The organism is Salipiger marinus (assembly GCF_035481585.1).
Lineage (GTDB): Bacteria > Pseudomonadota > Alphaproteobacteria > Rhodobacterales > Rhodobacteraceae > Salipiger > Salipiger marinus.
On the sequence record NZ_JAYKSL010000001.1, the window covers coordinates 105,315 to 117,685 of the forward strand.

Consider the following 12,371-nt stretch of genomic DNA (forward strand, 5'->3'; position numbering starts at 1 on the left):
TTCATCTTGCCCCTAAACTCCGGGGGTGAATTGGCGAAGCCAAGAGGGGGCAGAGCCCCCTCTCTTTCCCTCCACCGGGGGCAGAGCCCCCTCTCTTTCCCTCCGCCCGGGGCAGCGCCCCCGCCTCCCTGCAAGGCGAGCCGCGTCAGGCGAAATAGTCGCGCAGGATCCGGCCATAGATGGCCTTGAGCTGGCCGATCTGCGCCACCTCCACATGCTCGTCGACCTGATGCAGCGTCTTGCCCACCAGCCCGAATTCCACCACCGGGCAGTGATGCCGCACGAACCGCGCATCCGAGGTGCCGCCGGTGGTGGAGAGTTCGGGCTGCCGCCCGGTCTCTGCCAGCACCGCCGCCGCCACCAGATCCGACAGCGCGCCGGGCGGGGTCAGGAAGGCCTCCCCTGAAATCCGAAAACGCAGTTCGGTCACGGTGCCAAATTCCGCATCCAGCGCCGCCGCCTCCGCGCGCAGCCAGTCACAGAGCGCGGCACCGCTATGCCGGTCGTTGAAGCGGATGTTCAGCGTGGCGCGGCCCTGCGCCGGGATCACGTTGGTGGCGGGATTGCCGGTGTCGAGCGTGACCACCGCCAGCGTCGAGGGGTCGAAATGCGCGGTGCCCTCGTCCAGCACATGGCTTGACAGCCGGTCCACCAGCCGCGCCAGCGCGGGCAGCGGGTTCAGCGCGCGGTGCGGATAGGCGGAATGGCCCTGCCGCCCGGTCACCGTGATCCATGCGTTCATCGAGCCGCGCCGCCCGATCTTCATCATGTCGCCCATTTCCTCGGGGCAGGTGGGTTCGCCCACCAGACAGACCTCCATCCGCTCCCCCGCCTCGGCCATCCAGTCGAGCAGCGCCACGGTGCCGTCGCTGGCATCGCCCTCCTCGTCGCCGGTCAGGGTCAGGATCACCGCGCCCTCGGGCGGGGTGCTGCGCACAAAATCCACCGCCGCCGCGACAAAGGCCGCCACGCCGGATTTCATGTCGGTGGTGCCCCGGCCATACATCACCCCGTCGCGGATTTCGGCACCGAAGGGATCCGCCGTCCATGCGGCGGCATCGCCCACCGGCACCACATCGGTATGGCCGTTGAAGCCGAAGCTGCGGGGATGGGCCTGCGCGCCCCAGCGCGCAAAAAGATTGGCGATGCCGTTGCGGTCGACGCGGGTGCAGGCAAAGCCCGCCTCTTCCAGCACGCCCTGAAGCAGCACCAGCGCGCCGCCTTCGCGGGGGGTGACGGAGTCGCAGCGCACCAGCGCGGCGGTCAGGGCAACGGGATCAAGGGGGGTCATGGCAGGTCTCCGGCAGGTTCAGCCCCTTGGCTAGCGCGGCGGCGGGCCAAGCGCAAACGCTCCGGCGTCGCGCGCGGCGGAGAGGAGCGCGGGGGCGCTGCCCCCGTCGCGCGATGCGCGACTCCCCCGGGATATTTGAGGCCGAAGGAAGCCGGGGCGGAGCCTCAGAATCGCGATGACGCTGCCTTGGGGCCATGGTAGGGAGAGGACATGAGCACATTGCCCTCCAAGGCAGAGATCCTCGACTGGATTTCCGCCCACCCGACCCAGAATTCCAAGCGCGAGATCGCCAAGGCCTTTGGCATCAAGGGCGCGACCCGGATCGACCTCAAGCGCCTGCTGAAGGAGCTTGAGTCCGAAGGCCATCTGGAAAAGCGCCACAAGACCTATCGCGATCCGGACCGGCTGCCGCCGGTGACGGTGCTGCAGGTCAAGGCGCCGGACGAGAATGGCGACATCTACGCGCAGCCGCTGGAATGGCATGGCGAGGGCGTGGAGCCCGTCGTGCTGATGGTGCCGCGCGCCACCGATCCCGCGCTTGGCGAGGGCGACCGCATTCTGGCCAAGCTGCAGGTGGTCCATGAAGAGGACCACAATTACGAGGCGCGGCTGATCCGCAAGATCGGGCTGAGCCCGCGCAAGGTGGTGGGCATCTTCCGCAAGAACGCCGAAGGCGGGCGGATCGTGCCCATCGACAAGGGATCCGACAAGGAATGGACCGTGGCCCCCGACGCCACCCATGGCGCGCAGGAGGGCGAACTGGTCGAGGCCGAGCAGGCCAGCCCCCGCGCCACGCGCCTGGGTCTGCCAAAGGCGCGCATCGTGGCCCGGCTGGGTGATCCCAGCGAGCCGCGCGCGGTGTCGCTGATCGCCATCCACCAGCATGGCATCCCCGACGATTTCCCCGCCGAGGTGCTGGCCGAGGCCGACCGCATGAAACCTGCCGGGCTGAAGGGGCGCGAGGATCTGCGCGACCTGCCGCTGGTGACCATCGACCCTGCCGATGCCCGCGACCATGACGACGCGGTCTATGCCGAGGCGGATGACGACCCCAAGAACCCGGGCGGCCATGTGGTCTGGGTCGCCATCGCCGATGTGGCGCATTACGTCCGGCCCGGATCGGTTCTGGACCGCGAGGCTCGGCGGCGCGGCAATTCCAGCTATTTCCCCGACCGGGTGGTGCCGATGCTGCCCGACCGGCTGTCGGGCGATCTGTGTTCGCTGCATGAGGGCGTGCCCCGCGCCTGTCTTGCCGTGCGCATGGTGATCGATGCCGAAGGCGCCAAGCGCAGCCACAGGTTCGTGCGCGGGCTGATGCGCTCGCCCGCCTCGCTGACCTATGGCGAGGTGCAGGCGGCGATGGACGGGGCGCCCGATGACCGCACCGGGCCGCTGCTCGATCCGGTGATCCGCCCGCTTTACGCCGCCTATGCCGCGCTGAAGGCGGCGCGCGAGCGGCGCCAGCCGCTGGATCTGGATCTGCCGGAACGCCGCGTGATGCTGAACGCCGAAGGCAAGGTGGTGTCGGTCAATTTTGTCGAACGGCTGGACGCGCACCGGCTGATCGAGGAATTCATGGTGCTGGCCAATGTCGCCGCTGCCGAGACGCTGACCGCCAAGCGCACGCCGCTGCTGTTCCGCGTCCACGAGGAGCCGCCCCCCGAAAAGCTGGAGGCGCTGCGCGAGACGGCAGAGGCCGCAGGTCTGGTGCTGGCCAAGGGGCAGGTGCTGCAGACCCGGCATCTGAACAAGCTGCTGCATGACGCGGCGGGCCGGGACGATGCCGAGCTCATCAACATCTCGACGCTGCGGTCGATGACGCAGGCCTATTACAGCCCCGAGAATTTTGGCCATTTCGGGCTGGCGCTGAAGAATTACGCGCATTTCACCTCGCCGATCCGGCGCTATTCCGACCTGATCGTGCATCGCGGCCTGATCGCCGCGCATGGCTGGGGCGATGACGGGCTGTCGGTGCAGGAGATCGAACAGCTGGAAAAGACCGCGCAGCATATCTCGGACACCGAGCGGCGGTCGATGATCGCGGAGCGTGACACCACCGACCGCTACCTTGCCGCCTATCTGTCGGACCGGCTGGGGGCCGAATTCGGCGGGCGGATCAGCGGCATCGCGCGGTTTGGCGTGTTCGTGAAGCTGGACGAGACCGGGGCCGACGGGCTGGTGCCGATCCGGTCGCTGGGCAACGAGTTTTTCCATTTCGACGCGGATGCCGGCACGCTGATGGGGTCCGATACCGGGCTGCTCATCACGCTGGGCCAGCGCGTGAAGGTCCGGCTGGTCGAGGCGGCGCCGGTCACCGGCGGCATCGGGCTGGAGCTTCTGGAGCTGGAGAATGCCGAAATCGCCAAGCCGCGCGGGCATCGCAAGCCCGCAGGCTTTGGCCGGTTCCGCAAGTCTCCCGGCGGCAGCCCCAAGGGCAAGGGACCGGCGCGGCCCAAGGAAACCGTGGCGCGCAAGAAAACCGCCAAGACCGCGCGCAAGGTCAGCCGCAGCCGCCCCACGAAAGGGTGACCCGCGCCTGCCCGCTCATGCCCCCGGCCCCGCTTCGCAACGGGGCCGAGTCCTGCTAGCCTGCGGATAAAGACAAGAGCAGCAGGTGACATCATGAAACGGTTTGGCGCGGGGTTTGCCCTGAGTGTTTTTGCGGGTCTGGCACAGGCCGGACTGACGGGATCGGTGGCGGCGGAGGTGGCGCCGCAGGTCTCTGCCCGCCCGGTGCCGCGCCCCGCCGTGTCGCCCCCGAACGAGGCGAGCTTCGCGACAGAGGCTGCGGCTTTTGACGGCTGGATCACCGCGTTCCGCCCCCGTGCCGAAGCGGCGGGGATCACCCCTGCCACGCTGGACGCAGCACTGGCAGGCGCGGTGTTCGACGCGGACGTGCTGCGCCGCGACAGCTCGCAGGCCGAATTCACCAAGACGCTGTGGGATTATCTGGACAGCGCCGTGTCCGACCTGCGGGTGCAGAATGGCCGCGCCGCGCTGGCCGAGCATGACGCGCTGCTGCGCCAGATCGAGGCGCGCTATGGCGTCGACCGGCAGGTGGTGGTGGCGATCTGGGGGCTGGAAAGCGCCTATGGCACCTTTCGCGGCACCAAGCCGATCATCAGCTCGCTGGCAACGCTCGCCTCCTCCTCGCGACGGGCGGCGTTTTTCGAAACACAGCTGATCGACGCGCTGCGCATCCTGCAGAATGGCGATACCAGCCCCGACCAGATGACCGGAAGCTGGGCCGGGGCGATGGGGCACACGCAGTTCATGCCCGGATCCTTCCTTGCGCTGGCGGTGGACTGGACCGGCGACGGGCGGCGCGACATCTGGTCGGACGATCCCGCCGACGCGCTGGCCTCCACCGCGCATTACCTTGCCGAAAACGGCTGGACCCGGGGCCAGCCCTGGGGCGTGGAGGTGACGCTGCCGCAGGGCTTCGATTACGCGCAGGCCGATCGCGGCATCGAAAAGCCGCTGGCGGACTGGGCGGCGCTTGGCGTGGTGCCGGTGACACCCGTGCCGGAGGAGGCCGGGCCCGCCGCCCTGCTGCTGCCTGCCGGGCATCGCGGCGTGGCGCTGCTGGTCTTTGGCAATTTCGCGGTGCTGGAGCGCTACAACACCGCCGATGCCTATGTGATCGGGGTGGGCCATCTCAGCGACCGCATTCTGGGCGCGGAGCCGTTTCAGGGCGGCTGGCCACAGGATGACCGGGCCCTGACCTATGACGAGCGGGTGGAGATGCAGACCCTGCTGCAGCAGGCGGGATTCGATCCGCAGGGCATCGACGGGCGCATCGGGCCCAAGACCATCGACGCGGTGCGCGCATGGCAGCAGTCCACCGGCCATGTGCCGGATGGCTATGCCTCGCTGCGGGTGCTGGAGGGGCTGCGCTAGTCGCAGGCCCCGGCCATGCAGGCGCTCAGGCTCTGAATCTGCGCAGGTTCGGGATCGGGCCAGAGATTGGCGCGGCAGGGTTCGACCTGCAGCACCAGCCCGGCGCGACCATGGCGCAGCAGCGCCGCCACCGGGCCCGACTCCACCTGCCCGCACCACGGGCCAAGACAGCTGACCTGCAGCGCGATGTCCCGGTCAAAGGGCTGGCTGAAGCCTTCGGTCGTCAGCGACCGTCCGGTCAGCCGCGCCTGCCCCGTCCCCGCGCCCTCGGGATGCGACAGCACCTCCAGCCAGCCATAGACGCCGGACCATGTGGCGCTGTCGGCCTCTGCGGCGCGGAAATCGCGCGCGGGATCGGGGGCAAGGCATTTCAGCGCCAGCGCCGGGCTGGCGGTCAGCAGCAGCAGGGCCAGCAGCGGCAGCCGGATCACAGCCGGGCCCCGAAGGCGGCGATGACCTGCTCGTAGACCGGGCGCTTGAACGGCACGATCTGGTCCAGCACCTGATCCGCAGGCAGCCAGCACCAGCGCGAGAATTCGGGATGCTCCGTCGCGATGTTCACCTGATCGTCGCTGCCGTGAAAGCGCAGCAGGAACCATTTCTGCTCCTGCCCGCGATAGCGGCCCTTCCAGATGCGGGGCACGATGTCATGCGGCAGATCATAGCTGAGCCAGCCGTCGGTTTCGGCCTCGACCGTCACCAGATCCGGGGAAACGCCGGTTTCCTCCACCAGTTCGCGCAGCGCCGCCTCGCGCGGGGATTCGCCCGCATCGATGCCGCCCTGCGGCATCTGCCACGCGGGCACCTCGCTGTCATAGCGCTGGCCGACAAAGACATGGCCCGCGCCATTGGCCAGCATCACGCCGACATTGCGGCGATAGGGCAAGGCTGCGATCTGTTCGGGGGTCATGGCTGTCACGGCGCGCTCCTGCTGCTGCGCGGACGCTAGCGCCGGGGGGCACGAATGGAAAGACCCCGAGTGGCGCCCGCAGGCCTCCGTCCGCCGAAGGGGTGGAGGTGACGCAAGGACCAGTCCCCGACCTGTCAGATTGCCGTCGGGGCGGCCTCATGCGCGATGAGGTTGAAAAACGCCTCGACAATCTGGCCGTTTGCTTCGCGAAGACTGAAGACCGTTTCGTGGATGGCCTGCCCCTGCATTTCCGAGATCCGAAGCTGGGTCACGCCATCGGTGCGCCCGGTGGATCCCTGCCAGAGAAACCCGATGCCAAGCCCGTTGGCCACAGCCTCGTAAAGCCCGTCGCGGGCATCCAGCGTCAGGAAAGGCCGAGGCGACAGCCCGGCGCGGGCGAACATCCGGTCGACAGCCCGCTGGGTGGAGGACCCCGCCGCGCGGAAGATCAGCGGCTCGTCGCAAAGCATCTGGGCGGTGACTTCGCCGTGGCGCGCCAGCCGGTGACCCAGCGGAGCAATCGCCACGACGCGGGCTTCGGCAAGATGCGCGCTGCGGAAACGGGGGTCGGCGGGCACATCGGGCAGCACGCCGATGTCGCATTCATGGTTGAGCACGGCGCGGGTGATCTTCTGATGCGAGCCCGTTTCCACCTTCAGGGACACGCCGGGATAGGCGCGGTGGAACGCCGCGATCAGGGCCATGCCGGGCATCGCGTTGCCCAGTCCCACGATGATCTGCCCTTCGCGCAGCGAAGCGCGGCTGAGCAGCAGCCGCTCCGCTTCCTGCCAGGCTTCGGCCATGCGTTCCGCCGAATCGCAGATCTTGAGGCAGAGGTCCGTTGGCAGCAGCCGACCCGATTCGCGCCGGAACAGGCGGACGCCGAATTCCTTTTCAAGTCCACGCACTTGCGCGGAAATATTGGGCTGGCTGACCGCAAGCGCCCGCGCGGCTGCCGCATAGGAGCCAGCCTCGGCCACTGCCCTCACGGCGTCCAGTCTTTGCAGAGAAAGCGCCATCTCTCAAACTCCGAGCTTGGTTTTCCCAAGCTTTAGCTTTCGTTCGTGTCGGCGCTGTTACAAAGCGCGCCCATTGGTCACTCCGACAGCTGGCCAGTGACGGCCCGGCTGCGCCAAAGCAGGAGAACCAGGACTTGGCCGCCGTGACCACATTTTCCATTCCGGACACCCGACACCACGCAAGGCTTGATCCTCAGGCCGTGCAGGACGCGGGGATCGTGCTTTGCGATCTGGACGGGTGCCTGATGTCGGAGGGGCGGCTCTTTGCAGAGACGGCGGACTTCGTCGAAAGCTGCGGCGCCCGGCTGCGCATTGTCTCGAACCGGTCCGACAGCACCGCCGCGGCCCTGTCCCGTCAGCTGTCCGATCTTGGCCTGTGCGTGCCCGCAGCGCATGTCCTGCTGGCGGGAGAGTTCACTCTGGCGCATCTCGCCCGGCAGGGCGTGCGGCGGCTGACGCTCTGCGCCGCGCCAATTCTGGTGGAGCGCGCCCGCGCGCTGGGGCTGGATACGGAGGCCCCCGACCCCGAGGCGGTGCTGCTCTGCCGCGATCCGGGCCAGAACGTCGATACGCTGGGGCCGCTGGTGACCCAGCTGGCGCAAGGCGCGCGGCTTTGGGTGGCGAACGAGGATGTCTCGCATCCCGATCACGCAGGCCAGCCCGTGGCCGAGACCGGGGCGCTGCTGGCGGCGCTGCTGGCGATCCGCCCCGGGCTGGTCTGGCGCAGTCTGGGCAAACCCCATGCCGCGATGCTGACCCATGCCCTGACCGAGGCCGGGCTGACCGCCGCGGACGCGGTCTTTGTCGGCGACAACGCGCTGACCGATGGCAAGGCCGCCGCAGCGGCGGGCATGCCCTTCATTCACATCCATCGGAGGTCCGGACAATGATCCCTTACCTGCTGCGCCTCGCCGTAAAGGCGGTGGTCACGCTTTTTGCGATCGTCACGGTGACCTTCGTCGCCACCCGCCTGTCAGGCAATCCCATCGACACCTTTCTGGGCGAGGGGCTGACCACCGAGGGCCGAGAAGCGCTGATCGCATATTTCGACCTCGATCGCTCGCTCTGGCACCAGTATCTTGCCTATCTGCGCGGGGTCGTTTCGGGTGAATTCGGGCTCAGCTTCGTGGACCGGCGCCCGGTAACGACGGTGGTGGCGGAACGGCTCTGGCCCTCGGGGCAGCTTCTGCTGGCCTCCGTGGCGCTGACGATTGCCGTGTCCTTGCCGCTGGGGGTGCTGGCCGCCGTCCATCGGCGCAGCTGGATCGGGTCGGCGATCATGGTCGTGGCCTTCACCGGCTATGCGGTGCCGTCCTTCGTGCTGGCCATCGTCATGGTGCTGACCTTCTCCTACTGGCTGAACTGGCTGCCGGTGGTCGGCAACGGCACGTGGCAGCATTTCATCATGCCCACCATCGCCATGGCGGGCGTCCTGATCGCCGCCCTGACCCGCTTCACGCGCAATGCCATGCTGGACGTGCTGGGACAGGATTTCATCCGCACCGCCCGGGCCAAGGGCCTGCGCGAGACGCGGGTGGTGCTGAAACACGGGCTGGGGAACGCGTCGATCACCGTGATCTCCGTCATCGGGCTGCAGATCGCGGGGCTGGCCGCCGCCGGATCGGTCGTGGTGGAAAGCATCTTCTCGTGGCCGGGCGTCGGACAGATGCTCGTCAATGCCGCGATCCTGCGCGACTACCCGGTGCTGCAGTTCGGCGTGATCGCCGTCGCCGTGGCCGTGGTCGCCATCAACACGCTCACCGACATCGCCTATGCGCTCGCCGATCCCCGGATCCGGCTGGCCCGAGCCTGAGGAGAGAACACATGGTCACCCTCGCCGATCCCATCCCGCGCCGCCGCCGCAAGGCCCGCAGCGCGCAGGGCGCCGACATCATCCAGAAGGTCGCCATGGCTCTGGCCCTGCTGCTGGTGGGCGCCGCGATCTTCGCCCCGCTGCTGACGGCCTACGATCCGCTGCAGCAGAGCCTGCTGGCGCGCCTGCGCCCGCCAGTCGGGTTTGACCGCTATTCGGCGGGCCATTTCGCGGGCACCGACGAGCTGGGCCGCGACGTGCTGTCACGGTCGCTGCACGGGCTGCGGCTGACGCTGGCGCTGGCCTTTGCGGGGGCGGTGATCGGCCTTGTGATCGGCGGGCTGCTGGGGCTGGTCGCGGGCCTGCGCCGGGGCTGGGCCGAAGACGGCATCATGGCGCTGGTGGACATGCAGATCGCCATCCCGTTCACGCTGGTGGCCCTGCTGGTGCTGGCGCTGATGGGCTCCAGCCTGACGGTGCTGGTCTTCGTCCTTGGCGTCGCCGGGTGGGAGCAATATGCCCGCATCGTCCGCGGCGAGGTGCGCCGGATCGCGGCACAGCCCTATCTGGAGGCGGCGCGCGCCGCCGGTGCCGGGCCGTTCTACACCGCGTGGCGCCATGTGCTGCCCAACCTCGTCTCGCCGCTGGTGGTGCAGTTCACGCTCGCCCTGTCGAACATCGTCATCCTTGAAAGCACGCTTTCCTTCCTTGGTCTCGGCGTGCAGCCGCCTCAGCCCTCGCTGGGGTCGATGGTGGGGCTGGGCCGCGACTACATGCCGACCGCACCGTGGATCGTGCTCACCCCCGCCGCGCTGATCGTGCTGCTGACCTTCACCGTGCAAATTCTGGGCGACTGGCTGCGCGACCGCGCCGATGTCCGCCTGAATGACCGCTGACCCCATAGCCAAGAGCCGGACAACCGGCCCGACCTTTCCTCACACACACCGGAGACACCCATGTTCCGCCTGATGCTTACCACCGCCCTGTCCGCGCTGCCGCTGATTGCCGCCGCGCAGGACATCACCGTCGGCGCCGCAAACGTGACGCCTTATGTCGATCCGGGCCGCGACCATTCCAATGTCGGCTCGCAGTTCTACTACAACAGCTTCGACACGCTGATCGACCGCGACCACACCAAGCTGGAGCCCGAATGGACCCCCGGCCTCGCCACCTCCTGGGAGCTGGTCGAGCCGACCGTGATGGAGCTGAAACTGCGCGAAGGCGTGACGTTCCACAATGGCGACGAGATGACCGCCGATGACGTGGTCTTCTCGCTCAACCGCATGTTTCAGGCGACCTTCCCGCCTTATGTCGTGCGCGCCAAGGACCGGTTCGCCAACTTCACCAGCGCCGAGAAAGTCGACACCCACACGATCCGCATCCATGTCGAGCGCGAGGAACCGCTGTGGGAGACGCTGATCTCGATGCAGCAGGCGATGATCATCCCCGAGGCCTATACGAAGGCACTGACCGGGGATCCCGAAGTGGCCGAGGACAGCGATTTTGAAGCCTTCTCGCTCGCCCCGGTCGGCACCGGCCCCTACAAGATCGCCTCGTTCCAGCCGGGCGAAAAGCTGGTCTGGGAACGGTTCGACGGGTTCTGGGGCCAGCCTGCCCCGCTGGAGCGCGCGACCGTGGTGCAGATCGCCGAGACCGCCAGCCGCATCACCGCGCTCAAGACCGGCGAGGCTGACATCGTCACCAACGTGGCCCCCGACCAGCTGTCGCTGATCGACAGTGACCAGACCCTGAAGACCGAAGGTTCGGCCACAGCGCTGTTTCATGTCATGATCATGAACCAGAACCACCCCAAGCTGCAGGATCCGCGCATCCGTCAGGCGCTGTCGCTGGCCATCGACCGGGACGCGCTCAACGAGGCGCTGTGGCTGGGCAAGGCTGTCGTGCCCTCCACCCACACCATGGCCGAAATGGGCGCGCTGCATCAGCCCGACCTTGAGACCTTCGACTACGATCCCGAACGCGCCAAGGCCCTGCTGCAGGAGGCAGGCTATGACGGGTTCGAGATCACCTATGACACCGCCGCCACCTACTACACCAACGGCCTGCTGGCCGCGCAGGCGATCATGGAGATGTGGGCCGCCGTGGGCGTCAATGGCCGCGTGAACGTGCAGGACCAGTGGTCCGGCGGCGACGCGGAAATGATGACCCGCAACTGGTCGAATCCGATGTATTTCGCCGACCCCTTCGGCTCCTTCGGCGTGATGTGGGCGCCGGCGGGCCCCTCGGAAAGCGAAGGCCGGTTCAACACTGATGCCGAATATGCAGAGAAGTGGGACCGCTTCCGCTTTTCCAGCGATGTCGAGGCCCGCAAGGCCGCCTATGCCGAACTGATGGAGGAGATCAGGCAGGATCCGCCGGTGCTGCCGCTTTATCGCCCGTTCGAAAGCTGGGGCATGCAGAACGCCGTGAACTGGGCGCCGATGCCCGGTCACATCCCCTATGTGCTCGACTTCCGCGCCGGCAGCATTTCCCTCGCCGACAGCTGACCCAGAAAGGGGCCGGGCCTGCGGGCCCGGTCCCACGCCATCCGTTCAGCAAGACCCCCTCACGCCCCAATACGGAGACCGACATGACCCGGATCGCCATCGTCACCGACATCCACCACGGCGCCCCCTCGCATACCAAACGGGGCGACACGGCGCTGGAGCTGCTCGCCGCCTTCGCGGAATGGACCAACGGCCAGAAACCCGACATGGTGCTCGACCTCGGCGACCGGATCTCGGACGTGGACAGCCAGACCGATGCCCGGCTGGAACGTGAGGTGGCCGGGATCTTTGCCCGCATCGATGCGCCCGTCCACCATGTCTGCGGCAATCATGACCGCGACCATCTGAGCGTGGCCGAAAACGAGGAGATCCTTGGCGTGCCGCTGGTGTCCGAGGTGATCGACCTTGGCGCGTGGCAGCTGGCGCTGTGGCGGGCGGATGCGCGCATTCACCGCAACGTGCCGCGCCCCGGGTTCGACCTGCCCGAAAGCGACCTGCTGTGGCTGTCGCGCATGGCGCAGCAGGCGGAGAAGCCGACGCTGCTGGCCTCTCACGTGCCGATTTCCGGCCATGCCCAGACCGGCAATTACTACTTCCAGCGCAGCCCGGGCCTGTCCACCTATCCGCAGGCCGAACGCGCCCGGGCCGCGCTCGCACAAGCCCGTGTGCCTGTTGCGGCCATCGCCGGGCATGTCCACTGGAACACCGTCACCACCGTGGACGGCATCCCGCACATGACCCAGCAAAGCCTGACCGAAAGCTTCACCACCGCGGGCGAGCCGGCCCGCGCCTGGGGGATGCTGGAGCTTGGCGACACGGTGCACTGGCAGGTCTTCGGGGACGATCCCTTCGAAACCCGCCTGACCCCCGCGCGGCTCCGCTGGACACCGGCGCTGGCCCCGCGTCCTGCCGATCTCGCGGCGGAGTGAGC

The 12,371-nt window shown here is 68.0% G+C and carries 11 protein-coding genes; 7 read left to right on the forward strand and 4 right to left on the reverse strand.

Going from position 1 to position 12,371, the window contains the following annotated elements; translation table 11 throughout:
* Positions 1-145: 145 nt before the first annotated feature.
* On the reverse strand, positions 146-1,291 hold the full coding sequence (dapE, locus tag VK682_RS00570; protein ID WP_324781300.1) for a succinyl-diaminopimelate desuccinylase: 1,146 nt from the start codon (positions 1,289-1,291) through the stop codon (positions 146-148).
* Positions 1,292-1,501: 210 nt separating this feature from the next.
* Between dapE and rnr the strand changes: the two genes are divergently transcribed.
* Positions 1,502-3,820 carry a ribonuclease R gene (rnr, locus tag VK682_RS00575; protein ID WP_230794638.1) on the forward strand — a complete coding sequence of 773 codons (2,319 nt, stop codon included), beginning with the start codon at positions 1,502-1,504 and terminating at the stop codon, positions 3,818-3,820.
* 93 nt (positions 3,821-3,913) lie between these two features.
* Positions 3,914-5,191 (forward strand): lytic murein transglycosylase, encoded by a 1,278-nt coding sequence (locus VK682_RS00580; protein WP_230794639.1) that lies wholly within the window; start codon positions 3,914-3,916, stop codon positions 5,189-5,191.
* Here VK682_RS00580 and VK682_RS00585 read toward each other — a convergent pair.
* From VK682_RS00585 to VK682_RS00595, 3 genes are all read right to left on the reverse strand, one after another.
* On the reverse strand, positions 5,188-5,622 hold the full coding sequence (locus tag VK682_RS00585) for a hypothetical protein (RefSeq protein WP_089842064.1): 435 nt from the start codon (positions 5,620-5,622) through the stop codon (positions 5,188-5,190). The genes VK682_RS00580 and VK682_RS00585 overlap by 4 nt on opposite strands.
* Positions 5,619-6,101, reverse strand: coding sequence for an RNA pyrophosphohydrolase (locus VK682_RS00590; RefSeq protein ID WP_230795114.1), 483 nt, complete (start codon positions 6,099-6,101; stop codon positions 5,619-5,621). Before VK682_RS00590 ends, VK682_RS00585 begins: the two co-directional genes overlap by 4 nt.
* 134 nt (positions 6,102-6,235) lie before the next feature.
* Entirely contained in the window at positions 6,236-7,120 is an 885-nt protein-coding gene (locus tag VK682_RS00595) for a LysR substrate-binding domain-containing protein (RefSeq protein ID WP_324781301.1), read from the reverse strand.
* A gap of 143 nt (positions 7,121-7,263) precedes the next feature.
* Between VK682_RS00595 and VK682_RS00600 the strand changes: the two genes are divergently transcribed.
* The 5 genes from VK682_RS00600 (at position 7,264) to VK682_RS00620 (ending at position 12,369) form a co-directional block, all read left to right on the forward strand.
* On the forward strand, positions 7,264-8,010 hold the full coding sequence (locus VK682_RS00600) for an HAD hydrolase-like protein (RefSeq protein WP_324781302.1): 747 nt from the start codon (positions 7,264-7,266) through the stop codon (positions 8,008-8,010).
* On the forward strand, positions 8,007-8,933 hold the full coding sequence (locus tag VK682_RS00605) for an ABC transporter permease (RefSeq protein WP_324781303.1): 927 nt from the start codon (positions 8,007-8,009) through the stop codon (positions 8,931-8,933). The genes VK682_RS00600 and VK682_RS00605 overlap by 4 nt, the downstream gene beginning before the upstream one ends.
* Positions 8,934-8,944: 11 nt before the next feature.
* Positions 8,945-9,829, forward strand: a complete 885-nt coding sequence (locus VK682_RS00610) for an ABC transporter permease (RefSeq protein WP_324781304.1) — start codon at positions 8,945-8,947, stop codon at positions 9,827-9,829.
* A 60-nt stretch (positions 9,830-9,889) separates the two neighbouring features.
* Entirely contained in the window at positions 9,890-11,440 is a 1,551-nt protein-coding gene (locus tag VK682_RS00615) for an ABC transporter substrate-binding protein (RefSeq protein ID WP_230794643.1), read from the forward strand.
* Positions 11,441-11,523: 83 nt separating this feature from the next.
* Positions 11,524-12,369: a metallophosphoesterase family protein gene (locus tag VK682_RS00620; RefSeq protein WP_230794644.1), complete on the forward strand. Its 846-nt coding sequence runs from the start codon at positions 11,524-11,526 to the stop codon at positions 12,367-12,369.
* Positions 12,370-12,371: the final 2 nt, after the last annotated feature.